21 protein-coding genes are annotated in these 24260 nt (G+C 40.0%); 2 read left to right on the top strand and 19 right to left on the bottom strand.

Annotated features, from left to right (window positions below):
• Positions 1–33 precede the first annotated feature (33 nt).
• Genes AB5170_RS09240 through AB5170_RS09230 form a run of 3 tightly spaced genes read right to left on the bottom strand, consistent with a single transcriptional unit; the run spans position 34 to position 2335 of the window.
• Positions 34–876, bottom strand: coding sequence for a 4Fe-4S binding protein (locus AB5170_RS09240; protein ID WP_195983096.1), 843 nt, complete (start codon positions 874–876; stop codon positions 34–36).
• Positions 877–883: 7 nt separating this feature from the next.
• The gene (locus tag AB5170_RS09235) at positions 884–1045 is read right to left on the bottom strand and encodes a CD1871A family CXXC motif-containing protein (protein ID WP_148461398.1); all 162 of its coding nucleotides are present in this window, start codon (positions 1043–1045) and stop codon (positions 884–886) included.
• 21 nt (positions 1046–1066) lie between these two features.
• Positions 1067–2335 (bottom strand): TlpA family protein disulfide reductase, encoded by a 1269-nt coding sequence (locus AB5170_RS09230; RefSeq protein ID WP_368361446.1) that lies wholly within the window; start codon positions 2333–2335, stop codon positions 1067–1069.
• A gap of 174 nt (positions 2336–2509) precedes the next feature.
• Here AB5170_RS09230 and AB5170_RS09225 point away from each other — a divergent pair, with 174 nt between their 5' ends.
• Positions 2510–3184 carry a response regulator transcription factor gene (locus AB5170_RS09225; RefSeq protein WP_118577702.1) on the top strand — a complete coding sequence of 225 codons (675 nt, stop codon included), beginning with the start codon at positions 2510–2512 and terminating at the stop codon, positions 3182–3184.
• The gene (locus AB5170_RS09220) at positions 3181–4392 is read left to right on the top strand and encodes an ATP-binding protein (protein ID WP_368361447.1); all 1212 of its coding nucleotides are present in this window, start codon (positions 3181–3183) and stop codon (positions 4390–4392) included. The genes AB5170_RS09225 and AB5170_RS09220 overlap by 4 nt, the downstream gene beginning before the upstream one ends.
• Positions 4393–4460: 68 nt before the next feature.
• Here the strand turns inward: AB5170_RS09220 and AB5170_RS09215 are convergent, their stop codons facing one another.
• From AB5170_RS09215 to AB5170_RS09140, 16 genes are all read right to left on the bottom strand, one after another.
• On the bottom strand, positions 4461–5702 hold the full coding sequence (locus AB5170_RS09215; RefSeq protein ID WP_173770603.1) for a response regulator: 1242 nt from the start codon (positions 5700–5702) through the stop codon (positions 4461–4463).
• The gene (locus AB5170_RS09210) at positions 5674–7476 is read right to left on the bottom strand and encodes a sensor histidine kinase (RefSeq protein ID WP_173770602.1); all 1803 of its coding nucleotides are present in this window, start codon (positions 7474–7476) and stop codon (positions 5674–5676) included. Before AB5170_RS09210 ends, AB5170_RS09215 begins: the two co-directional genes overlap by 29 nt.
• 33 nt (positions 7477–7509) lie before the next feature.
• Positions 7510–8133: a hypothetical protein gene (locus tag AB5170_RS09205; RefSeq protein ID WP_173770601.1), complete on the bottom strand. Its 624-nt coding sequence runs from the start codon at positions 8131–8133 to the stop codon at positions 7510–7512.
• Between the two features lies 1 nt (position 8134).
• Positions 8135–10144 (bottom strand): beta-galactosidase, encoded by a 2010-nt coding sequence (locus AB5170_RS09200; protein ID WP_173772963.1) that lies wholly within the window; start codon positions 10142–10144, stop codon positions 8135–8137.
• Between the two features lie 10 nt (positions 10145–10154).
• The gene (locus tag AB5170_RS09195) at positions 10155–10994 is read right to left on the bottom strand and encodes a carbohydrate ABC transporter permease (protein ID WP_173770599.1); all 840 of its coding nucleotides are present in this window, start codon (positions 10992–10994) and stop codon (positions 10155–10157) included.
• Between the two features lie 8 nt (positions 10995–11002).
• Complete coding sequence (locus tag AB5170_RS09190) at positions 11003–11881, bottom strand: carbohydrate ABC transporter permease (RefSeq protein ID WP_173770598.1); 879 nt, start codon at positions 11879–11881, stop codon at positions 11003–11005.
• A 131-nt stretch (positions 11882–12012) separates the two neighbouring features.
• Positions 12013–13317, bottom strand: a complete 1305-nt coding sequence (locus tag AB5170_RS09185; RefSeq protein ID WP_173770597.1) for an ABC transporter substrate-binding protein — start codon at positions 13315–13317, stop codon at positions 12013–12015.
• 316 nt (positions 13318–13633) lie between these two features.
• Entirely contained in the window at positions 13634–14200 is a 567-nt protein-coding gene (locus tag AB5170_RS09180; protein ID WP_173770596.1) for a M15 family metallopeptidase, read from the bottom strand.
• A 32-nt stretch (positions 14201–14232) separates the two neighbouring features.
• Positions 14233–15639 (bottom strand): YfcC family protein, encoded by a 1407-nt coding sequence (locus AB5170_RS09175; protein ID WP_118577704.1) that lies wholly within the window; start codon positions 15637–15639, stop codon positions 14233–14235.
• Between the two features lie 406 nt (positions 15640–16045).
• Positions 16046–17173 carry a linear amide C-N hydrolase gene (locus tag AB5170_RS09170; RefSeq protein WP_243881896.1) on the bottom strand — a complete coding sequence of 376 codons (1128 nt, stop codon included), beginning with the start codon at positions 17171–17173 and terminating at the stop codon, positions 16046–16048.
• Positions 17174–17448: 275 nt separating this feature from the next.
• On the bottom strand, positions 17449–19506 hold the full coding sequence (locus tag AB5170_RS09165) for a beta-galactosidase (protein WP_173770595.1): 2058 nt from the start codon (positions 19504–19506) through the stop codon (positions 17449–17451).
• A 77-nt stretch (positions 19507–19583) separates the two neighbouring features.
• Entirely contained in the window at positions 19584–19778 is a 195-nt protein-coding gene (locus AB5170_RS09160; RefSeq protein ID WP_173770594.1) for a hypothetical protein, read from the bottom strand.
• 154 nt (positions 19779–19932) lie between these two features.
• Positions 19933–20448, bottom strand: a complete 516-nt coding sequence (locus tag AB5170_RS09155; protein WP_173770593.1) for a GNAT family N-acetyltransferase — start codon at positions 20446–20448, stop codon at positions 19933–19935.
• Between the two features lie 153 nt (positions 20449–20601).
• The gene (locus AB5170_RS09150) at positions 20602–21852 is read right to left on the bottom strand and encodes an ATP-binding protein (protein WP_173718037.1); all 1251 of its coding nucleotides are present in this window, start codon (positions 21850–21852) and stop codon (positions 20602–20604) included.
• Between the two features lie 128 nt (positions 21853–21980).
• Positions 21981–22844 carry a hypothetical protein gene (locus AB5170_RS09145; RefSeq protein ID WP_173770592.1) on the bottom strand — a complete coding sequence of 288 codons (864 nt, stop codon included), beginning with the start codon at positions 22842–22844 and terminating at the stop codon, positions 21981–21983.
• Positions 22845–22927: 83 nt separating this feature from the next.
• The gene (locus AB5170_RS09140) at positions 22928–24250 is read right to left on the bottom strand and encodes a CRISPR-associated protein Csm6 (protein ID WP_173718035.1); all 1323 of its coding nucleotides are present in this window, start codon (positions 24248–24250) and stop codon (positions 22928–22930) included.
• Between the last annotated feature and the right edge of the window lie 10 nt (positions 24251–24260).

Raw genomic sequence — 24260 nt, 5'->3', positions numbered from 1 at the left:
TTAATCCCCATAAAAATGGTAAAAACATTCCTGTTATCTCTTGCACCCACTTGCAATGGCGTGTACCGGACATGCCTGCTTACACCGTCCGCAACGGATACATTCCGGACTGTTGGGGTTTTCCACAGGGTTGACCACCATCTGGCAAGCCTTTGCACATTTTCCACAGTGAACGCATTTTTTCATATCTACACGGTAGCGGTAAATGGAAACCTTATTGAATACGGAATAAAATGCGCCAAGCGGACAAATATAACGGCAAAATGGTCTGTAAATAATAATGGAAAGAACAATTGTCACGATCAGAATTGTATTTTTCCATATGTACAGCCAGCCAATGGCACCGCGCATAGCCTTGTTCAAAAGTACCAGCGGCAATCCGCCCTCCAAAGTTCCGGCCGGACAGATCAGCTTACAGAAATAGGGTGCTCCCTGGCCCATTATATCTGTGAGAAACAGGGGAAGCAGAATTACAAACACCAGAAAAACCACGTATTTCAGCTTTCGAAGAAGTTTGTCTCCTTTGAAAGTACGAATTTTCTTTGGAAAAGGAATCTTATTCAGCAGATCCTGGATCAGTCCAAACGGACAGAGAAATCCGCACACCAGTCTTCCCAGGATCGCTCCTACGAAAATCAGAAATCCGATTACGTAGTAGGCAAATTTAAAGTTCCAGCTTCCAACCACGGCCTGTAAGGATCCAATTGGACAGGCTCCTGCTGCCCCGGGACATGAATAGCAGTTCAGTCCCGGAACACAGGCATTTTTCAGCTTTCCTGTATATATTTTTCCAGTTACAAATCCGGATATATGGGAATTTGTAAGTGCCGCCCAGAGTGCCTGTATGGTATGTCTGGGCCAGTTTTTTATGTTCATTTTCTTATCATCCAATTCCAATACACTCCATACAGATATTTACAGCTTTTGTAAAAACAACTTCCATTTCACCCCGGTAAATACCAAAGGCCATCATCAGAATCCCCACCGCTGCAAGGGCGATTCCTGTCCATTTGGACTGAGTGATTTTATTTATATAATTTTTCATCCTACATTCCCTAACCACTTTTTATTTTCCGGAATTAATTTTTTCCAGTGCATCCTCTACAGCTGTTTTCCAGTCTTCCAGATTTCTGCTGCCCATGATCGGATCTCCTACAATGTTTCCATCTTTATCTACAAAGAAGGATTCCGGGAAGCTGCTGAGACCGCTGATACGTCCATTCATGTTTCCTGCATCCGGAATCAGAAGAGGATAGGTAACTCCTGTTTTTTCCTTGAGAATCTGCGCTTTTTTCACAGTATCTTCATCTGTAGTTCCGTCCTCTCCTACAGAATCGATAACCATTCCAACTACGCCCACACCCTTTTCCTTCATCTCCTGATAAAGCTTGTCAAGGTCTGGCATTTCATTTACACATGGAGAGCACCAGGTTGTAAAGCAGTTTACAAGAGTCAGGTCATAGTCACTGAATACTTTTTCTGTATAGGCATTTCCATCAATATCCGTTGTCTCAAATGCGCCTACATTTCCTGCATCCGGGTTGGCATTTTCTGCAGGCATATCAAATACAGATTTGCTTGGATCAAAAGCTGTCATTTCTGTGATCGTAGTCTCAATTTTTTCGATCTCGTCTGTCAGGTCAGACTCTGCATCTTTATTAATGCTGAGATAGTACTTATAATTTCCATCCTCACTTGTTCCCAGCTCTTTGTGCTCATTGCAGCCTGTGATAGAATCCAGATCATCGATCACATCCTTGCTGTAAACGCCAAGTGTGCCAACTCTTTCGATGCTCTTGAGCCAGTCCTCATAGCCGGTCCCAAGAAGGTTTACATCTTCGTTTTTCTGCTCCTCAGTAAGCTTATTCCAGTGGAAAAAGGCATACTTGAAGCCAGTACTGTCATCATTCCATTCTTCCTCTGTGATCATAAGCATATCGGAGTTTTCGATCTGTTTCTTCAGTTCTTCCGGAAGGACTGCCTTTAAGCCAAGGAATGGGAAATCGTAGGAATCCTGCACCTTCATATTAATATCTGCTGCTTTTACTGTTTTTTTCACAGGTGTGCCATCTTCAGAGAAAACAGCTGTCTCAGAACCATCACCGGCTACCACTGCGCCAGCTTCGTCTGCAGAAACGGCTGCTCCGGCCTCATCTGCAGAAACTGCTGCGCCAGCTGCATCCGCAGGTACGCTCATGCCTGCTGCATCTGCCGGAACTGCCATGCCAGCTTCTTCTGCTGATACGCTTTCAGCCTTAATCATAACCGGATTGAAAGATGTTGCTGTCAGAACTCCTGCTGCCAGAATTGCCATAAGTCTTTTTTTATTCATCATTTTTAATTTTCCTTTCAGCGTTTTTTATTTGTCTGAACGTATTTTAACATCTTTCCTATAAAATCTGTGTTAAGATTTTTATTTTTTTCAAAATATGATAATATTTAAATTATAAATACTCTCTTTTTTGCGAGTATCTGATCTGCGCAAAATCATATTACGAAAGGAGCAGTTATGCACATTTTAATTATAGAAGACGAAGAGCAGCTCTGCCGCTCTGTTGCGGAGGGACTTCGCATAGATGGTTATGAAACAGATATCTGTTTCGATGGAGACGAAGGGCTTTGCCTGTGTATGACAGAAAATTATGACCTGATCCTGCTGGATCTGAATCTTCCCGGCACGGACGGTCTGGAAATTCTCCGCCAGTTCCGGGAACACAATACCAATACCCCGGTTCTGATCCTGTCTGCCCGTGATCAGATTGAAGATAAAGTAAACGGTCTGGATCTGGGAGCCAATGATTATCTTACCAAACCCTTTCACTTTCAGGAGCTGGAAGCCAGAATCCGAAGCCTTACCCGGCGGAAATTTGTTCAGGAGGATGTATGCCTGAAATGGAATCAGCTTACCTTTGATACCAGAACAAGAGAAACCTCTGTAAATGGAGTGCCGATTTCCCTTACCAGAAAAGAAAGCAGCCTTCTGGAATATTTCCTGCTCCATCAGAACCGTGTAATTTCACCGGAAGAAATGATTGAACATATTTGGGACGGAAGCGTAAATACCTTCAGCAATTCCATCCGTGTGCACATTTCATCTCTTAGAAAAAAACTAAAGGCTGCAATTGGATTTGACCCTATTCAGAATAAAATAGGCCAGGGCTATATATTGGAGGAATACAGATGATAAAAAAACGTTTCCACACCTCACTTCAGCTGAAACTCACTTTATTGCTGTCCTTACTGATGATTGTCTCCTGTGTTCTTATGTACTTCTTCATCAGCCATTCTGCCGTATCGGGAATGGACGGATTGCAGAATTATATGATCAAGGTGGACCCACAGGATGGCGATTCACCAATTACCTTTAATGTAGATCCCAAAGCTCTTTTTCCTCAGTTCGAGCAGGAAATCCAGGAAACCAAAGAAGCTTTTCTTCTACGAAGTGTTATTGCAACCACGATCATTATTCTTCTTTCCAGTGTGTGTACTTATTTTCTTACGAAAAAGACCCTTACGCCACTGCAGAAGCTAACCAGTGAAGTCAGTCAGATCCAGGCGCAGAACCTTTCCACCCAGCTGGCAGTTCCCAATTCAAAGGATGAAATTGCACAGCTGACCAGCTCTTTCAATGAAATGCTGGCCAGGCTGGACAATGCCTTTAGTACACAGAAACAGTTTTCTGCAAATGCCGCTCATGAGCTACGGACACCACTAGCAGTCTTGCAGACCAACCTGGAAGTTTTTGAGAAAAAGCAGAAACCGGAAATGGTTGAATACCAACAGCTTTTCACTATGATCAAGGAACAGACCGCAAGGCTTTCCCAGCTGGTGGGAACCCTTCTTGACATGACGAATCTGAAGTCTGTTCCACGAACAGACCATGTTTCACTGGAAGAGCTTGTAGATGAGGTTTTCTGCGACCTGGACCCAGTTGCAGAAAAAGCAGGAATTTCCATTCATTTTGATGACAGCTCCAGTCAGGATTTGCATACTGATGTCCACACGCCTGATGCATCTGCACTTAATAACAATATTCGCAATATCACAGGCAGTTATGTACTTCTTTATCGTGCAGTCTACAATCTTGTGGAAAATGCCATTAAATACAACCGTCCCAATGGCTCTGTCACAGTTTCGGTGAAGGAGAAAAACGGTCAGGCTATGATCCTGGTAAAAGACACCGGCATTGGCATTTCACCTGAAAATCAGAAAAAAATCTTTGATCCTTTTTTCCGTGTAGACAAGTCCCGCAGCCGGGCTATGGGCGGTGCCGGACTGGGGCTGGCGCTGGTTGACTCCATTGCCAAAGAGCACGGGGGAATCGTAAAGGTGCTGGAAAGCAGCGAAACAGGGAGCACGATAGCGCTTATGCTGCCGATGGATAATTCCTAAATACAGTTTTTCACATATATGTCTTGCCACATGATTTAATTCTTGTGGCAAGACATCTGTTTTCCCCTCTATTTCTTCCCTTCTTTTTCCTTTGACAGTGAATGTCCATATATCTTCTTATAAAGATTATAAAGATAATGCCAGTCCGAATATCCAACCAGTTCTGCAATTTCATATATTTTCAGATCACTGTTCAGATAAAGATTTCTGGCCTGTTCCATTCTCTGTTTGGTAATATAATCTACAAATTTAACTCCTGTACTTTCCTTGAAAATTTTGCTGAAATAGTTTTTACTCACACCAATTTTTTCAGCTACCATCTGCAGAGAAAGCTCTTTATTCCCAAGATTTTCACCAATATAATTCAGTGCCTGTACCATCTCTCTTTTCATTGAACCGGAAATATCCAGTGCGCTGGAAAAACGAATCTTGTTTACTTCAGAATCTGCTGTTGCACATAGCTCCACCGCCAGAGCATAGCTTCGATTCAAAGCTTCTGCTCCCTGCGCCAGATTACTGATACCAGCTACAGCTTCAATCTGATAATACAACTTCAGAAACGTAAATCCTGAATTCAGCTTGTTATAAATTCCATCAAAACAACTATTTTGCTCAAGAATTTCTGTTTTGCAGCAGATAATTGCATATTCTTTGTAATTAATCCGATAGAGAAAACACTCATACTCCGTTCCCATAACCTCTTCCAGCACGTTTCCGATAGAAAACTGCATAAGACTCAAGTCGTCACCAAACACTCTCACTAGACAATCCTGATATTTCGTCAACCGGACACTGACAATTGCATACTCCGTTGTCTCTAATTCCCGCCACTGCTCCTCTGAAATTCCGTATCTCTCCCTGGAAACTTTTTCTCCCTGAAGAAATCTTTCCAACATTTCTTTTTTAGAAATAGTCTGAACTGCCTTTTTCTTTGTTTCTTTTTTCTTTTCCAGAACTCTTTGTACTGACTCCAAAATGTCTGTTGGCATCATAGTTGGTTTAAACAGGTAATCCTCTGCACCAAGCTGCATGGCACTGCGCACAAGTTCAAACTCATTAAAGCTGCTAAGAACAATTGCTGCCGGAGACCAGCCATTCTGATAAACCTTTTCCAACAGCTCCAGACCTGTCATTGACGGCATACGAATGTCTGTCATCAACACATCTACTGTACGTTTTTCCATAAAATCCAGTGCTTCTTTTCCGCTGGATACCTGATGAACTTCAACCCCATGCTCGGCCCACGGAATCGTATTTGCCACGGCCTGTCTTGCATAGGCTTCATCGTCTACGATCAGTAAGACTTTCATCTGCTGCTTTTCCTCCCTCAACAATCGGAAATACTATTGTCACACGGGTTCCTTCTCCTATTACACTGTAAATCTGCATTTCTGATTCTGTTCCAAAATTAAGCTCCAGTCTGTCTTTTATATTATTCAGGCCTATTCCCGTAAGTTTGTCAAAGCCTTCATACTGAAAACCACGGCCATTGTCATACACGGAAATCTTCATATGTCCCTTATTTTTCTTACATGTAACTGTAATCACATTTCCCTCTCCGCTATTGTCGAAAGCATGAATCAATGCATTTTCCACAATTGGCTGCAACAGCATTTTCAGCACCAGGCACTCTCTGCAGTCATCTTCAATCTGATATTTGACAACAACACTGCTGCCATACCGCATGTTCTGAATATAAATATAGTCCTCAATAAACTGAATCTCTTCTCTAAGTGCGACCATATCCAGGGTGTTTTTACAGCTGTATTCCAGAATTTTTGTCAGCGCCACAATGCTGTTGGCAATATCCATCTGACTCTGGGAAATGGCCTGCCACTTAATGGTATTTAAAGTGTTATAAAGAAAATGGGAATTGATCTTTGCATTTAACGCCATCATTTCCATTCTGGTTTTTTCATGCTCTTTCTGAATATTTTCTTTCATCAGAACATCCACTTCCTGAATCATGGTGTTAAAGCTTTCCACTAATTCTGCCAGATCTTTGTTATCTGGCTTTTCTACCTGAATATTAAAATTTCCCTGACTGACTTTTCCCATACTTTTGATCAGGCCTGCAATGGGCTTTGTTATGCTGTGGGATAAGCTGAGAGACAATCCGAGAGCACATAACAGGCAGATTACAAATACCAGAAGCCAGGTATTCTGAATCTTTCCCAGCTCCTCCCGAAACATAACATCACTGTTCACCTGGATCAGATACCACTTTTTATTAAACAGGGCAACCTTTTTGATCAGACTCTGTTCTCCATTATTTTCTTTTTTATAATCTGCGTTGACTTTCTCCCAAAGACCACCCAGATTATAACTTCCGTAAACAACATTACTGGCCTTTTTCCCTATATCTGCGGAATCAGGAGCATAAATCAGATAATCGTTTTCATCTACAATAAATGAAAAATCACTCTGGGTCATTTCCAGCAATTCCACTGACTTTCTGATCTTTTCATAGGGAATATCCATCTGGATCAGTCCGATTGCACCACTTTGTGTATATCTGTTCAAATAAATCAGCAGACTGACCATATAGGGAGCTTTATCTCCATTTCCGCGGTATCTGTAAGCTGCCCTGTGAGGTGGGAGAATCACTGTTTTACCTTGCTGGTCCCTGGACAAAGGCTCTGCCAGCTCCTCTTTATAAACCTCTTCATTCCACTCGCTGTTGGAACTGAAACCATTTCCATCAAAATCCAATATATAAATATTGTCTATAGTATCATTTGAGATGCAGATATTTGTAAGCTGAGATGTTATTTTCCGATACAAAAGCAAACGGTCATATGTACTTTTTTCCGAATAATTTTCAAATTCAGAAGACAAAACTGCAAGCCCCAATACCTGATCCGATACCGTATCAATCTGACGCAGAATATTATTCACATTGGCAGTCATATTTTTACGGTTGTTTTCCTGAAATATGGCCACCTTTTCACGATAAAACTCTCTTGTATAGTTATAATAAAAACCCAGAATGATCAAACTAGACAAAACAGGCGTAACTAACATCGCAATTGCCATTTTCTTTTGTATGGAAATTGTTTTAAATTTGCCAATCCATTTTCTCATTCCGGGTCACCTTCCCTTTTTATGTTATTATTGTCAGAAATTCCCGTCTTTTATTATAACATGACAGGACAAATCATAAAATTCTTTTTCCAGATTCTTTTTTACCTTTTCTAAATCCTCCCAGTCATCACCATACCGGCCAGATGTGGTCAGTATCTTTATTTTATTCTCTCTTACCACCAGAATACAATTGAAGTACAGCTTTCCCTGATTTGTTACCCACAAAAGGTAGGTACCATCTTCCTGAATCCATTTCTTCAATGGCTGGAAAATATGCCTGGGAAAATCACTTCTCCGGATCACCTGTATTCCATCTGTTTCTTCCAGTGCCCGATATTGATATTCCAGATAATCATCAATATCCCAGTCATAAACCTCTTCCGTCTGTAGCTTTTTATCGTAACAATCCATTGCAGCTTCTGTATAAATCCTTACTTCATCTATCTCTGGAAAAGCCTCTAATAATCTTTTCGGCTGCTCCAGGGACTTTGAATCCAGCATAACCTTTTCGCCATTCTGGGTAACAGCCCGAAATCCCTCTGCCTTTTGCAAAATATGAAGAATCTTTACAGGAGGACAATACAGATCCAGAATCTCCTGAAGATGAGTCCAAAGCTCTGGTTTTAGGCATTCTGCGGATATATTTTTATCAACCATTTCAGTGCTCCTCCTTTTTTACTTTCCAGATTTGAATTTCAAATGGACGAAGTGTCACATTGAAACAATCAGTTACTGTTTTATTAGCATGGCTTTGCATATCTGTAAATTTTCGTCTTCCCCGGAAATCTATCGACGCTTCTTTGGACTTTTCTGAAGTATTTGCCACAAAAATTATGATGGCATTATCACATTCTCTTCTGTAAACAGCCAATTCACAATTTGTACTGCTGTACTCTGATTTTGGAAGATCTTCCAATAATAGATCTTTCGGATTTACCACCGTTTTTACTGTGCTTTCCTCTTTTAATAAGGTACACCCGTTCCCCCGCCTGTCAATTTCCGGTACAGATGGTCCCAGATATAGCTGTTTTCCTGAAAGTCTGGAAAAATCCAGCAATTTTTTCTGGATCCATGGCTCCATAAAATTATAGGAAGCTGCAAAAACAACATCATACTGAGCCAGCTTTTCCGGTGTAACATAGCAATCAGACATATCATATTCAAACCCATTCTGATCAAGGGTTTCCATAATTTCCTGTACCCACATTTCCCTGTCATATCCGCCAGTACAGCTGTCTATATTCAGTTTTCCGGCATAAGCTTCAGCTTTCCACAGGCTTCCTGGTATGTCTGTTCCTTTTATGAAACAGTTGGAGGAAAACATATTTCGGTTTCTCGTGGACACAAGAGCCCGCAAACGACCCATATCATAATTTTTCAATACAAGAATTCTGGCATTTCTACTATATGTATTTAACTCTGAATCCTTCAACAGACTTAGCAAATCCAGAAACATTTTGTACCATTTCTCCCGGATAGTGCCATCATTTCGAAGCGGGCATCCAGTCCAACGGTCACGGTCAGCAAGCATATAAAAGTTTACTGCCTTCATTCCATTCATAAACGCATACAAATAGCCAAACCTTTCCTCTTCCGGACTAAGCAGCTGTTCCCTGTCAAACCAGGAGCCGGAACCAAATTCAGGTACAAATGGAAGTTTACTGCTTCCTGCAAGATAACGGATTCTTTCCTTCAGCATTGAAGTATCACCTGGGTCCGGATATGCGTCAATTCCGGCTACTGAGAGACCTGGAAGCGCCTCATCACGCTGCACGGAAATTGGTGTGTAATTCTGGTAAGCACAATTATGAAAAATGGGAATCGGAAGTTCAAGCTCTTCCAGAATCTCAACCATTTTTCGCAAAGCTTCCAGGATCTGATATTCTTTGTATTCCAGCCAGTCAAAATAATACTCCAGATTTTCATCTTTCTCCTGGTAGCCTGCAGGAGGACATATTTCTTCAAATTTCTTATACTTGGAATGATAAGTTTTATTCAGCTTCTCAATTTCCTTATATTTTTCTTCCAGAAATCTGTAATATTGCTGAACCGATTCCTCAGAATAGTCCATAATATATGGCTGATCTCTGAAAAAATTACAAGTCTCATTATCTGCCTGAATTGCAACGATTCCGCCTTTCGGATAGCAATGTTTTTTCAGAATTTCTGCAAAACTTTTGAAATAGTGTCTTGTCTCCTCATACAGTTTTGAGCTTGCATAGGATGGAATGGGAAATGCACCTGTTACATAAGGATATACTACAGAAGTACCCAGCGGTGTCTTTGCCTGTATTTCCGGCATTCTGAGAAGCCACTGTGGATAACCAAACCAGGTCATCTCCGCATTGATATGGGGTCCCGGCCTTACGATTACATACAGTCCAACTTTTTCGCAAATATCCAAAAATTTATTCAAATCTTTTCTCGGGTCTTTTTTCCCATAATCAAACTCATTTCTCTCCGGCTCATGTACCCCCCATGGAATATATGTTTCTACAATAGAAAATCCCATATTCTTTGCATTGATCAGCGCTGTTTCCCATGTTTCAGGAGCCATTCTCCAATAATGGATGGAGCCGCTATACAACGGAATTTCTTTTCCTTCTTTCTCTGACTGAGAACCTTCCAGATAAATTCCATTTTGTGTAAATCTTACATTTTTCTTCATATCAGTACCATTATCCTTTCACTGCACCTGCTGTCATTCCGGCAATAACCTGTTTCTGGAAAAGCAGATACATAATAACAACCGGAACTATGGAAATTACAAATCCGGCACACAGGAGACCATATCGTGTAGCATAGGAACCCTTTAATGCAGAAATCGCAAGAGATAAAGTTTTCTTTTGCGGAGATGAAATCAGAACAAGTCCCATAAGTAGATCGTTCCAACAGTTCAAAAACGCCAGAGTGGCAACCGTAGCAATTCCAGGCTTTGCAATTGGGAAAATAATGCGTAGGAAAATCTGACTTCTGGAACATCCGTCAATCGTAGCAGCCTCATCCATTTCTCTTGGAATGCTATCAAAAAATCCATTCATGATATACATGCTAAGAGATATATTAATTGCCGTGTACATCAGAACTAGTGAAAATAAATTATCTGTTAATCCGATTTTTTTGAAAATCAGCACAGACGGAATCAAAAGTGCATGGATTGGAATCATAATTCCCAGTGAAAAATATGTGGAAAGGAATCTATTTTTCCATACCCTGGTAAGAATATAGCAACCCATAGATGTAATAATGATCAAAATTACCAGTGTAGTAAGGCAAACGATCATACTATTAAAAAAATTTCGGCCTACATCCGCACCAGCCCACACTTCTTTATAATTTTCAAAAGCAATTTTTACTGGCAATCCAAACGGATCTCCAAAAATAGAATTATTATCTTTAAAAGAAGAAATCAGCACCCATATAAACGGATATAACGATACAATCGCTACCAGTATCAGAAACAAATATTTAATCACAGTCGTTACCTGATATTTCCAGGATTTACGAAAAAATCTCATGGCTCCTCCTATCTTTTCTCCCGCCAGGCAGAAATTGTATTAAATAATACGGTAATTACAAGAGACAGCAATACAATTGTCACTGTAATCGCACTTCCAGTTCCAAAATCTGAGTTTACAAATGCTGTTTTATACATGTAAACTCCAAGATATGCTGACCGCACACCAGGTCCGCCTCCTGTCATGATCCAGGAATGTTCAAAGGCTTTCAGAGAACCTGTCACACACAGAATTACACATATATTTGTGAAATTCGCGATTTCAGGCAATACAACATGAAAAAATGTCTGAGTTCTGTTTGCCCCATCAATCTGTGCACTCTCAGAAAGCTCTTCTGGCATGGACTGCAGCGCTCCTAAAAATATTGTTACGTAAAGTCCAATGTACTGCCAGACCTGAGGTACCATTACCGCATATAAAAGTGTATGAATATTGGAAAGCCAGTTTGTTGCAAATCTTCCCAGACCAATTGCCTCCAGAACTTTGTTGAATATGCCAATCTCACTGTTGTAAAAAAGAGAAAACATCAGGGAAATAGCCACTGGCGCGATAACAACTGGAAGGAAAAAAATCGTACGGAATATTTTCATACCTTTTATTTTTGAATATAAAAGGTATGCAAGAAGAAGTCCTACCGGAATTTGTATACATAAACTGATCACAACCAATTTGATGGTATTCCAGAAAGTGATCCAGTAATCACTATTTGAAAATAGTGCTTTGAAATTATCTAAACCAACAAAAACCTTTTCCGTTACTCCGTTCCAGCTTGTCAGACTGTAATACGCAGACTGAACCAGCGGAACAAACAGAAATATGGTATAAATCAAAAATACTGGAAGTAAAAATCCTATGCACACAGGAACTTTTTTGTATTTATTATTCATAATGCCTCCTCATTTATACTGCAGTGCCTGAAGATATCATGTACTTTTGGGCATAAAAAGGCTGCCGCTTTTGATCATTCCTTCGCGGCAGCCTTTTATCAACATTACTTATCCGTTAAAGCAGCTACCGTTTATTTATCTTTATCCAGTACTGCCTGTACCTTATCGACGAATTCCTGTCCGGTCAGTGCATTGATAAACAGCTCATCAAGACTGGAATCCATCATGGTAATTGCTTCTGCGCTTGGCATTGTAGTATAGTGAACCTGAACAAGAGTTTTATCAGCCGAATAATCAAGTGTTTTCTGCATGATCAGTTTCTGGGAGTCTTTGTTAACTTCTACTTTCTTGCATGGGATCATTCCACTCTCTGTAAGAGATTCTGTTAACTCATCAGAAGCAAGCATATCGCATACTTTCAGGATAGCATCATGTTTTTCCGGATCCTCATAGGAAGCTTTGTTGATCATAAATCCATATACAGTAAATCCTGTCTCAATTGTTGCCGGATCAATTGTTGCACCTGGCATCTGCGGGATTGGAATAATGTCACTGCATTCCTGAATATCATCCGGAATTGACTCATACATCCATGGATAGGTATAAGTCATAGCTGCTTTTCCATCTGTATAAAGCTGAAGGCTTGCAGACCAGCCACCGTTTGCCATTGTATCTTCCGGAAACAGCTTGTTGTCAATCATATCAAGAAGAGTATCTGCAACCTTTACTGCATTGTCAGTGTTGAAGTTTCCACCAGAAGCAAGTGCTGCAATCTCATCTGCGCCGCCTTCATACTGATTGTAGAGTTCACTGTAGAAGAACTCTGAAGGTGTTCCACCGTTGCTTCCGATTGCCATTGGAATAATTCCATTTTCATTAAATACTTTTCCGACCTCTAACAACTCATCGTAAGTTGTGGGGTATTCCAGATTATACTGCTCAAAAAGAGTTTTGTTTGCCAGGAGAACACCTCTTGTGGATTCAATCGGAATACCGTAAGCATTTCCATCTCCTGCAATATAGTAATCAAATGCTCCATCATCAAAATCTTCTTTTGTTACGCTTTCACTATCTGCAAAGTAATCATCTACATTAAGAAGTAATCCAGCGTCAACCATATCTTTCATCATACCGCCGCCCCAGTATGTAAATACATCTGGAAGATCTCCGGATGCTGTCTGGGTTTTGATCTTCGTCTTGTAATCCTCAGTGCTGTATGTCTGAAGGGTAATGTCCATTGTATCAGCATTTTCTTCCTGGAATTTCTGGAAAACAGGATAGAAATAATCGTATTTAGAATCGCCTTCGCCCCAGTTTGTAGCCACAACAACGGAAACCTTATCATCAGCTTTAACTTCCTGTCCACCATAAACAGCCAGACCGCCCGCACACATAACAGCTGCCATACTTAAAGAAACAAGTTTTTTTCCTTTCATTCTACTATAACCTCCCTGAAATTTTCGTTCTTCTTTTTTTGCGTTTTCTATTTGAGATTTACCGGTATCTCTCTTTGATGTACTTATTATTACAGAAAATTGAGTTTTTTGAAATACGAATATTTTCCTTGAAATGTTATAGATTCTTACACTTTGTATGATTTTTTCTACAAAAATAGCCAGGGATGAGGCTTTTTGTAGTGACTATCCCTGGCTTTTTTGACATCTTATTAATATTTACAATAGGTCTATAGATCAGCTTACTTTCTGGCAACTGCTTTGTTTTACCCTTTTAATGGAATCTCATATTCCAAAACTATATTTCATAATCCGAAAACGGCACTGGTTCCGCAGACACGTCATAGAAATGCCACCATTCGCATTCGTACGCCAAAAATCCAACAGATTCCATTACTTTTTTCAGATATTCACCATTTCTTCTTCCGATTTTTGAATGACCGGCAAAGTTCAGGGCTGCGCGTTCGTCCATGGTGTCAAATGGAGATGGCATTTCGATTTCGTTGCCTTCTTTATCAGTTAGTGTGACGTCAACACACATTCCGTTCATATGAGTAGGACGGAATTTCTTAATTTTCGTCATATCCGGCGGACGGGCAATGAAATCATCATTTGGCATGATCTCCCAGAACCGCTTCTGCGCACGAATTGGACGATAAGCGTCCCAGATTTTCACCCGATAGCCATCTTTTTCGAAAATTTCCTTCGCTTTTATCAGAATCTGCGCTGTGTGCTCATCCAGCCAGCAATCCGCTGACTGGTACACCTGCACGCCAGTGAAATTATCCGGCGTGGCATATTTCAGGTCGATGATGAAATCGGAAGACAGGTCCGTAAGTTTAATTAAGTTTCCTTTTCTTTCCATTAGACTTACCTTTTCTAAATATCAAACACACTCTAGAACCCAATTCCAGTTGCAATTCCCAACAAAATCGCCTGTGTCACAAACAAGATCAGAAACAGCGGCGTAAACCACTTATACCATTTCTGCAGGGAAATTCCACCCAGGCCACAGATGATAACGATATCTGCCGTCGGCCAGAAAATATTGGAAAGTCCGTCGCCAAACTGGAATGCAAGAACTGCTGTCTGTCTGCTCACACCAATAATATCTGCCAGCTGTGCCATGATCGGCATGGTTGCAGAAGCCTGACCTGTTGCAGACGGAATGAAGAAGTTGATCAGCGTCTGTACTACGAGCATTACCTGTGCAGAAACTGCATGAGGCGCATTTTTCAGCACGTTTGACAAACCGTAGATAACCGTATCCATAATCTGCGCATCTTGCATAACAACTGTGATAGCCTTCGCAATACCAGTAAGGATACATCCCCACATTGCAGTCTTTGCGCTGTCAATAAACTCACTGCACCATTTATTCGGAGACCACTTACAGATTGCTGCAGCAATCATGGACATAAGAAGGAACAAGCCACAAAGCTGCGGGAAATCCCATCCCCATTTGATCAGACCCAGCATAAGAACAACCAGCACTACAAGAACATCCAGAAGAACCAGACCATCTTTTAAGGTAAAGCTGTATTCATTTAACTCATCTCTGTCAAAGGCATGAATGTTTTTTTCACCAAATACAACGGATGCACCTGGATTTTTCTTAATTTTCCGCCCGTAAACCATTACATAGATAATGGAAATTGCCATGAAGATCACGAAGCAGATCGCACGGTATCCGGTTCCGGAATAAAGCTCTACACCTGAAATTGTCTGGGCAATTCCTACAGAATATGGATTCAGTGTCGCTCCCATAAATCCAACAAACTCTCCAACTGCAATAATGGCAAATCCGAACATTGCATCATATCCAAGAGCAACTCCCAGACCTACGATCAATGGATAAAATCCGTAGAATTCACTTGCCATACCAAACACGGAACCGCCCAGTCCGAAGATCATCATGATGATTGGAACAAGCAGAATTTCTTTTCCCTTCAGTTTCTTTAAAATGGTTCCGATTCCTGCATGGAAAGCACCTGTTTTCACCACAACACCGAAGGTTCCGCAGCAGCAGAGGATCATGAAGATTACATCAGCAGCCTCCACGCAGCCTCGATACAGTACACTGAAAAATCCAAGGAATCCGGTTGTGGTAACTTCGGATTTATCAATTGTATGATAAGTTCCATCAATAGCTACATTTCGAATTCTTCCATTGATGTTCATCTCCTGATAATCGTAGGTTCCGGATGGAATGATCCATGAAAGAATCGCCACCAGAAGTACAACGGATGCTACGATGATCAAGGTGTCTGGCATTGCCAGTTTTCTTTTTCTCTTTCCTGTCATAAATGACTCCCCCTTTAGATAGATGGATTATAAAAACTATTCGCTTTGCCTGAAGAGTTTTACACTTTTTTCTTATGCATACACCATACATTTATCCACTCCGCAAACAGCAATTATAAATTCATAATACACTGCATATACTATGGAGTCAATCAAAATTAACGTGTTAAAGCGTTATTTTTCAGACTAAGTTGACATATTGTTTCAAATTTATAGACAAATTCAACTAACATTCCAGTCAACACTGTAACGAGATTCGTATTTCAAATAATCAAAATGCCCCGCCGGGGAAATGATGAAGCTTCCCTTTGACGAGGCATTTAAAACCTTATATTGAACTTCTGGTTCACGTGTCTTTCTCTTCCTTTAAGACTACCGGATTATGTTTGAAACAGGCTCTATGTTATTATTTTAATGTAATCGTGTTATCCTTCAGATTATACCCGATCACATCATCCCAGTTTCTCCGAAGGACAATCTCTGCGGTGAGATTGGTATCATCATAAACAATAGACCACTGGGTATTACTGGTAACTTCCTCCTCTGACGGCTCCTGTGATGCGGCCTTCAAAGCCTCCCATGCAACATCACTGGTGTAAACTTCCTCATAGTCAAAAATAGCTTCCATTTTGTCATACCGCTCTTTTCCGTGACCGTAAATGCCATTCTTCTGATTCGGAAGGACTTTATCCTTATAGAGTCCAAAGAAATTCGTGATGGAACGAATTGGTGTGGCAACCATTTCTCTGGTTTCGCTTTCACAGTCATACTCCACTACTCTGCCATCACCGGAAGCATCTGTGATATAAAAGTGATAATCTCTGCCGCTTGTAGCAAACATGTCATACTGGTTCAGAAGCTCTACGGCTTCTTCTGTAGTTGCCGCGCGGTCCAGAATCAAACGGATCACAAGCGTGGTTCCGATCACCGGCCTGCCTGTATTCTGGTGAACCGGTTCGCTGTCCAAAGTAAGGACTGCAATAGATACCCCTTTTTCATTCATGCCGTCCAGGCAGATAAATGGTGCTGTTAATGTGGCAAGCTTTTTCTTCATACTCGCATCCGGAATATTTGCAGAGATATTATCCAATGCTGCGAAAGCCACGGATTTGTAACCACCCTTCGGTTCACAGTAAACCAGCATTGCGGAAGTATCCCGTTTGAAATCATAGTTTCTGCCCATCAGCACATTTCCGTCTGCTTCCTGCAGGGTAAAAGCACTGCAGCCAAAATCCGGTGCTTTAATATGTACTGGCAAGATAGGAAGTGCCTCTTTCACAATGGCATCAACAAAGCTCTGGTTATCTGTTATGCCGTATTCGATCAGCCGATCCAGATCATAATCATATTTCACATCCATACGATACAAATTGTATTCATCGTAATCTGTCACTTTCTGAATACTGCTTATGGTTTGAAAGCGACTCTCATACACTGAAATAAAACCACCCGCAGCCACTATCAGAAGCAAAAGAATCACTAGTAAAACCGTACGGATTATCTTATGTTTCTTCGATTGTGTCCTCATCTGCATACCCCCCTCCTGTAATATTTTTGATATAATCATTATACTGGATTAAATAATAGGTATGCAAGACAATTATTGGATATGACTTGTTTTTCTGTTGAATTAACCTGTTTTATTCATAACCTAACCCCTAACCATGGCGCGTTTAAAAACTGAAATCAAACGCGTTCTATGAATTTGGCTCACTACCTTATAAACAACAAAGAGCCGGATTTCTCCGACTCTTCGTTTAACTATTTCTGATTTATTTAATTTCATATTTTCAAAAACATTTTCCTGTTTCATTCCAAAACTTCATAAACTATTGTCTCATACGGTTTCATGCAGATTTCACCATTTGCAATTACATTATCATATAAGGACCGCATCTGCTTTTTCAGCACAATTTTTTGTTCTGAACCCATATAGTTCAGGACAAAGAAGTATTTCTTATTTCCTTTCACACGCTGAATGACTTCCACCTCCTGTGGAGCTTCAAGCATAGCCTGGAATGGTTCCAGAATTCCTGTGTATTCTAACAGCACCTTCATGCTTTCTCTGGAAAAAGTACTGCCAAAATGAATTGCATATCCCTTTCCTGTATTCTTTCTGATTACGGCTGGTTTTCCTGCGTAATAGCTATTGTCGTAGAAAGCCAGAGTTTCTCCCTCCTCTACAGGCTCCATAATGTCGTTAAATATTGGCATGTCAATCGTCTGACCGTCCCAGTTGGCGGTGACAGACGGCTCTGCTGGACTTGTGAATGTAAAATCTCTCACATCTGAACCAGTAATTTTCTGCAAAAGTCCGGGCTGCGGAAGCATAACACATTTGCCATTTTCCTGCTTATATCCGGAACGGCAGCCTATGATCAGGATTCCGCCATTTGCTACATATTCTTTAAGTAAAGCAGCTCTTTTTCCCGTCATAATAACAGGATGTGCATAGATGAGCACTGGATATTTCTGCAATTCCTTTATATCTGTATCCTCGCTCAGATATAACGTATTATATGGGGTGTGATAAATTTCAGAAGCAATGAAGATTTCTTCTGAGCTCTGCGCTTCCACCCTTCTATGCCATACATCCACATTCGTATCCCACATATTGTCGTAGTCTTTTAATACTCCAAATGCAGCTGTATAATCCGCTCCGCAAACTTCATCCAGACACTTTAATTTATTATAAAAGTCTTTTACCTCTGCCAGCTTACGGTTATCGCGATTGTCATAATCCAAAATTCCATGCCAGTACATTTCTGTACTAAAAGTACAGGTTCTCCACCTGAAAAAAGAAATATAATCTGCGCCATGGGCTACACTCTGCATTGCCCAAAGTGTAAGCTGACCAGGTCTTGGTGCCGGACCTTCCATTCTTGTAGTCCATCCACCTGCCCCAGACTGCTGTTCCATAATACCAAAATGAGGACATATGGAACGTACTTCCGTTAGATTTTTACTCCAATGACGGTCATTCAGGTCTTTCGCGGTCTTCGGATCTCTGTTCAACCCAAATGCAAAACTTGGATAGGAATCATATGTATAAACATCCAGGCATTCCTCTGCCATCTTGTGATTATCCAGATTCCAGAACATACCATTTGTGGTGATATAGTCTCCGTCTTTCTTATATTTCGAGATTATTTCTGCCTGCATTTTACAGAAAGAAATTGTACTTTCTGAAATAAAGCGGTAATAATCCAGCCTGAGATGTGGATTGCAACCATTATTTAACACCGGTCGCGGAACATAAATCTGCTCCCAGTCTGTATAGGTCTGATTCCAGAAAACAGTTCCCCATGCTTCGTTGAGGTTATCCAGAGTTTTATACTTTTCTTTCACAAAATTACGAAAGGCAACAGAATCTGCCTCTGAATAAAATTCATCCACCTCACAATTCAGTTCATTGTCAATCTGCCATCCCACAATTGCCGGATGTTTGCCGTAATGCTGCGCCAGCTTTTCTACGATCCTTGCAGATAATTCTCTATATTTTGGTGAATTGTAATTGTAATGTCTTCTGGCTCCATGACGATATGGAACTCCATCTTGACGGCAATTTAAAACTTCCGGGTATTTTTCCGTAAGCCACGCTGGTGGTGTGGCAGTAGGTGTTCCATAAATCACCTGCATTTCTTCCTGTTTACATAACTCCATAAATTCATCCCAGAAATCAAAGGTAAAAACGCCCTCTTCCGGCTCCACTTTGTTCCAGGCAAACTCTGCCACACGGATCACGGTAATCCCTGCCGCCTTCATTCTCTGTAAATCATCCTGCCACAGTTCTCTACTCCAATGCTCCGGATAATAACAGGTTCCCATGGTCATTTCTTTCCATTGAAAATTTTGTGGTTTTCTCATATTCTGCTCCTTTTTAATTCATTTCTTTTGAGACAAAGAGCCAGAATTCTCCGACTTTTCGCTTACTTTAATTCACTTTATTTTATTCCGTATTCTTCCATCAACTTTTCACAATATCCTGGATCATCCAACGCAAGTTGTAAGTCAGCCATTCGACCAGAAGCCAACAATGTTTTCGTTAAAGCAATCATTCTGGCTCTACCTTCTTCTCTACCTTTCTCTTCACCAACCTTCAATCCATCATCATAAATCATCTGACCTAATCTTGTCATCGCTACAACCTCCTTTATCTCTTCCAAATCACTTCCCTGCAAAAACTTATCCGCCATTGTATATAATATTGCTACGGTCTTTTCTGCGGTTACTCTGGTATCCTGTTTTGCAAGTAATATAGCTATTTTTATAGTATCTTTCCGATCTTGTTCGCTACTTATCAACGGTGTTAATGAGTTCAATATAATACGGACAGATATCCTCATACTCCCCATTTTTCAATCTGAATCCTCCCGGAATCACACCCAGCTGGCGAAATCCAACTCTCTCATAAAGATGTCTTGCATGAACATTGCCCGCCACAACTGCGTTAAACTGCAGTACACGGAAACCATGCACTTTTTCCTGGGCTACGCAATCTTTTACCAGCTTTTCTCCAATATGAAGTCCGCGGTTACCGTGGGATACGGCGTAGCTGGCGTTGCAGATGTGTCCGCAGCGGCCTACATTGTTCGGATGAAGAATATATAATCCCAAGACCTGTCCGTTCTCCCTGTTCTCGGCTACCGCCGTATAAGTCTGCGCTGCGAAAAACTCCGCGCCGGTTTTCTCATCCAAACATTCTTCCTGTGGAAATGCCACGCCATCTTCCACAACCTTATTCCAGATGCGGATCATAGCTGGAAGATCTTTTTCCTCGTATTTTCTTACGATAATTTTGTTTTCCATAATGGTTCTCCTCAATTTCAGCTTATCTATCAGTGTACTCTTCTCTTTTTGTTGAAAAATCTGGCGAAGTTTTATTTCCATACATTGCAAATTACTTACCGTGAATGGAGTAACCGACAGCGACTCCTTATAGCAACATAAAAGACCACCACTTTATCTTATGATATATTTTGTACCTCTTCCTCTGCCCTCAACTGTTATAATGCCTTTTTGTCCCATACTCTTCAGCAACTGCGTTGTCTTGGATTTTCCAAAAGGAACATATGGTGCAATTTCACTAATTGATTTCATCAAATTCTTGCTCAAAATTTTATATACAATTCTTTCATCTTCCGTTAAGTCCACATCTTTTTCAAAATTCGGGAGTACAATCTTAATAGAATTTTCTGATACTTCAAAATCTGGTTTACTGAATCCATCTTCATATAGTTGTTTGATTCTCATAACTCCAGTTCCAAATATCTCAACAAACCCCAGCCGATAAAATACATTTGCAAGATTTCTATTTCTTAAAACAGATAATTTCCCAGCTAAATATTCCTCTTCTGTTATTCCAGATGGCAACCCGCCTGGAGAAACAATTTCTATCCTGTCATCAAACATTAAAATTCTGATTCTGGCCTCTATGTCCCAGGCTCTGTGGATCAACGCATTTGCAACCGCCTCTCTGAACGCAGCCTCTGGTATTTTTTCTACCTTTTTCCTGTCAGCCCCCTCAATTACTTCATATTGATAGTAATCTCTGAATATATCAATTGTCTTATCGTATACTTCAAGAATTGATATATTTTCAAAGGTTGCTCTCCTCTGAATAATGCTGATATTTTCGCCAAACTTCATAATGTCAATCCCTGGAAAATGGTTTTCGTCAGCCAGAAGACCTGCTGCATTATTATATCCATTCGTATTATTATATAAATTCAATGTTTTTAAAGTATCCTGATCAAAAGTCTCAAGCTGAATGCATTCTTTTAATTTATGATATAAGATTTCAAACGATAATTCCTGATCTTTGCACGGAAGCTCTTCAAATCTTATATTTTTCCCCTCCAGGATCAGTCTTGACAGTTCCAGCGTGTCTACTTCTATCGTAGCAGTATCGTTTCTTTTATACGCCTTGGATTTATACAAATAAGGCTTATGAACGCCACTTTTGACAACCAGTTTAATTATATGATCCTGCTGCACCTCAAGTGTATAGTCTGGTTGAGGGTAAATACTATCGTTAATTTTATTTTCAATATCCAGACATGATTGCTTTTCATCTGGTAACCCTTTGGCAACACCATTATCATCAACGCCAAAAAGAATCATGCCGCCATTGTAATTTGAAAAGGCACTAACAGTTTTCAAAAAAGTATTTGTGACAGTTTCTTTAAACTCCATTGTTCGTGTTTCCTTCATACGATTCAGCTCCTTTTCAATTATATTTCTATTATTATATGCAAAAACGCGCAAAAAAACAATCGTATTTTTTTACGATTGTTTTTTTGATTGATTTCAATTATTTCTATCATTATATCGAAGTAGCTTTATTGAGCCTCATCCCAGTAATCCTCCGCATCTCCATATTCGTCAAAATCATCTTCATGATCATAATAGAAATCCTCTGGATCATCATAATCATATACATCATATTCATCTTTTTTCTGTGACAATTTATTGTTGGAAGAGGATTTACTGCGTGACGAATATTTATTGGAAGAACTACTATAACTAGAAGAAGATTTCTGTACATATCGTATAAGGTCCGTAACTTTTCCATCCCGGCAGACTGCTCCATTTCTGTACGCGCCATCGCTTCCCTTCCACTTATACGTATTCTGCACTTTCACCTGTCCATTACTATCTCTGTAATTTTCTGACTCTTTTTTATCATAAAAACCCCAGATAGTACTTGTAATGTATTTCTCATCCATTCCTCTATACGGCTGATCTTGCTTGATTTTTTCTCGCTCTTTCTTTTCTTTCTCCTTCTTTAACCGCCGTTCTTCTGCTTCATTCTCCTTAGCTGCTGTTTCCCTGGCAATTTTCATTTCTTCTGCAAAATCTCCCGTATACATATCACCTTCATGAGGCAACTCCCACGTTATCCGATACTGCGTATGTATTGTTTCTCCATCGGCTACACTTTTACAATACTTTGCATAAACCAAAACATATTCCTTGTCCTTAAAGTTCTCTGGCAAATTCTCCAATAGCTCTACTGCGGTATTATAATCCTGCATCAGAATAGCATTCTCCGCCTTTTCATACTTCTCCAAATACTCCTCCTGCTGTCGTTGCAGTTCTTCCTGCTTACGTTTCTCTGCCTCAGCTTCCATATAAACTGAGACACCTATAACTGTAAATAGCGCAGCGAGAATAAGAAATGGGGTAATAGGTATTCTCTTCATTTTGAAGTCTCCCTCAGTTTTAATAGAATTATTACACCGTAAATGGATATTACAATTACAGCCTCATATTGCTTTAAACGTTATCATAATTCATCTAGCAGCTTTATAATATGAGTATTCATTTTATCATATGAATTCCAATTTTCCTCTCTGATATTAATCTTCACTCGCGAACAAATGTATTTTATAAGCCACATAATTTCTGATACACTTTTTCCGGTCTGTTCTTTGACCCATTTCTCTGTCACAGATACAATATTATGAGCGGCAATATTTCGTGTGTTTTGTTCCACTGTAACCAACTCTCTTGCTCGTTGTTTCAATAAGTCATCAGAACACTTCGCTTCTATTAAATTAACTAATTGAATAGAATATACTGGTCCAAAATTAAACCGAGAAAAATCACCTTGCAAAAGCGGCAATATTTCACTACTTTCCAGTTTTCTCTGATTCCACTGCTTAGCAGAATTCTTTCCCTTATAATAATCCGAAATGTTCACTTCACAATATTGCTCAATTACAGATTCCATTAGATCAACACCCAAAGGCGTAAACGCTCGAATAAAATCCGCATATTCTCCTCTTTTTAGCTTCAAATCCAAAATTAAAGTATATTCAAAGAGGGAGCGTTTAACATCATCTGTTTTCACTGGCGTAACAATACCATTTCCCTTTGGAAGCGCTTTGTTCATTTTATTCCAATCTAATACCGATCTTGCCGCAGCTGCTTCTAGCCAGTTATAAATTTCTGGACTAATATCATCCTTTATATCTTTTCCCACTTCTAAAGCAGCACGATAATCATAAGAAAGCAAATGCTTTTTTATAATATCAATCTTTAACAAGCGCATTAAGTTCATACACTTTATTTCATGGCATCGATTTTCCGCCTCGCTTCTATTATCTTCGTTCAGTTCCCAGTTTGTTTCAACATCATAATCGTCTCTGTCTTCGTATTCCAGATTTCCTTTTTTCTTTGGTGTGGAAACCTGTATTGGAATAAATCTATATTCAGCTAATGTTGCCATAACCAGGAGAGCACTTTTCATTGCCGGTGTTCCCGATGCCATATTTACCAACAATATATCTTCGTTGTTCTTCTGTTTTTCAATTTCTCCTATAATTTTTCGAAATTCAGTAAAGAATACATCATATTGCTGAACGTCAATCATATCACTGTTTTCAATCACATGGACTTCAATGTTATGGTTGATTTTTTCACTCAATAACTCCACTGATCTTACATATCGATTATCTTTTTTATGATTCTCAATCATTTCTTTAGACAAATACAAATAAACAACATCTGGCTGGTAATGTCTACATATGTGCAGTAATGAACCATCATGAAAATACTTAATTGGATCCGTATTTCCTACTGGTGAAAATAAATACTTCTTTCCCATTTTCATTTTC

It is taken from the genome of Ruminococcus sp. RTP21484sp1_RTP21281st1_A8_RTP21281_210402 (genome assembly GCF_040914025.1).
Taxonomy (GTDB): Bacteria; Bacillota; Clostridia; order Lachnospirales; family Lachnospiraceae; genus Blautia_A; species Blautia_A faecis.
This window is presented reverse-complemented; position numbering and strand designations above follow the sequence as displayed.

What these genes read in the sequence shown, in the direction of transcription:
- AB5170_RS09235 (WP_148461398.1), bottom strand. Translation starts at nt 1,045, where the DNA reads ATGAAAAATTATATAAATAAAATCACTCAGTCCAAATGGACAGGAATC.
- AB5170_RS09225 (WP_118577702.1), top strand. Translation starts at nt 2,510, where the DNA reads ATGCACATTTTAATTATAGAAGACGAAGAGCAGCTCTGCCGCTCTGTT.
- AB5170_RS09180 (WP_173770596.1), bottom strand. Translation starts at nt 14,200, where the DNA reads ATGGAAAGAAAAGGAAACTTAATTAAACTTACGGACCTGTCTTCCGAT.
- AB5170_RS09140 (WP_173718035.1), bottom strand. Translation starts at nt 24,250, where the DNA reads ATGGGAAAGAAGTATTTATTTTCACCAGTAGGAAATACGGATCCAATT.
- AB5170_RS09145 (WP_173770592.1), bottom strand. Translation starts at nt 22,844, where the DNA reads ATGAAGAGAATACCTATTACCCCATTTCTTATTCTCGCTGCGCTATTT.
- AB5170_RS09185 (WP_173770597.1), bottom strand. Translation starts at nt 13,317, where the DNA reads ATGAAAGGAAAAAAACTTGTTTCTTTAAGTATGGCAGCTGTTATGTGT.
- AB5170_RS09240 (WP_195983096.1), bottom strand. Translation starts at nt 876, where the DNA reads ATGAACATAAAAAACTGGCCCAGACATACCATACAGGCACTCTGGGCG.
- AB5170_RS09155 (WP_173770593.1), bottom strand. Translation starts at nt 20,448, where the DNA reads ATGGAAAACAAAATTATCGTAAGAAAATACGAGGAAAAAGATCTTCCA.
- AB5170_RS09160 (WP_173770594.1), bottom strand. Translation starts at nt 19,778, where the DNA reads ATGACAAGATTAGGTCAGATGATTTATGATGATGGATTGAAGGTTGGT.
- AB5170_RS09170 (WP_243881896.1), bottom strand. Translation starts at nt 17,173, where the DNA reads ATGCAGATGAGGACACAATCGAAGAAACATAAGATAATCCGTACGGTT.
- AB5170_RS09210 (WP_173770602.1), bottom strand. Translation starts at nt 7,476, where the DNA reads ATGAGAAAATGGATTGGCAAATTTAAAACAATTTCCATACAAAAGAAA.
- AB5170_RS09165 (WP_173770595.1), bottom strand. Translation starts at nt 19,506, where the DNA reads ATGAGAAAACCACAAAATTTTCAATGGAAAGAAATGACCATGGGAACC.
- AB5170_RS09215 (WP_173770603.1), bottom strand. Translation starts at nt 5,702, where the DNA reads ATGAAAGTCTTACTGATCGTAGACGATGAAGCCTATGCAAGACAGGCC.
- AB5170_RS09150 (WP_173718037.1), bottom strand. Translation starts at nt 21,852, where the DNA reads ATGAAGGAAACACGAACAATGGAGTTTAAAGAAACTGTCACAAATACT.
- AB5170_RS09220 (WP_368361447.1), top strand. Translation starts at nt 3,181, where the DNA reads ATGATAAAAAAACGTTTCCACACCTCACTTCAGCTGAAACTCACTTTA.
- AB5170_RS09190 (WP_173770598.1), bottom strand. Translation starts at nt 11,881, where the DNA reads ATGAATAATAAATACAAAAAAGTTCCTGTGTGCATAGGATTTTTACTT.
- AB5170_RS09195 (WP_173770599.1), bottom strand. Translation starts at nt 10,994, where the DNA reads ATGAGATTTTTTCGTAAATCCTGGAAATATCAGGTAACGACTGTGATT.
- AB5170_RS09175 (WP_118577704.1), bottom strand. Translation starts at nt 15,639, where the DNA reads ATGACAGGAAAGAGAAAAAGAAAACTGGCAATGCCAGACACCTTGATC.
- AB5170_RS09205 (WP_173770601.1), bottom strand. Translation starts at nt 8,133, where the DNA reads ATGGTTGATAAAAATATATCCGCAGAATGCCTAAAACCAGAGCTTTGG.
- AB5170_RS09200 (WP_173772963.1), bottom strand. Translation starts at nt 10,144, where the DNA reads ATGAAGAAAAATGTAAGATTTACACAAAATGGAATTTATCTGGAAGGT.
- AB5170_RS09230 (WP_368361446.1), bottom strand. Translation starts at nt 2,335, where the DNA reads ATGATGAATAAAAAAAGACTTATGGCAATTCTGGCAGCAGGAGTTCTG.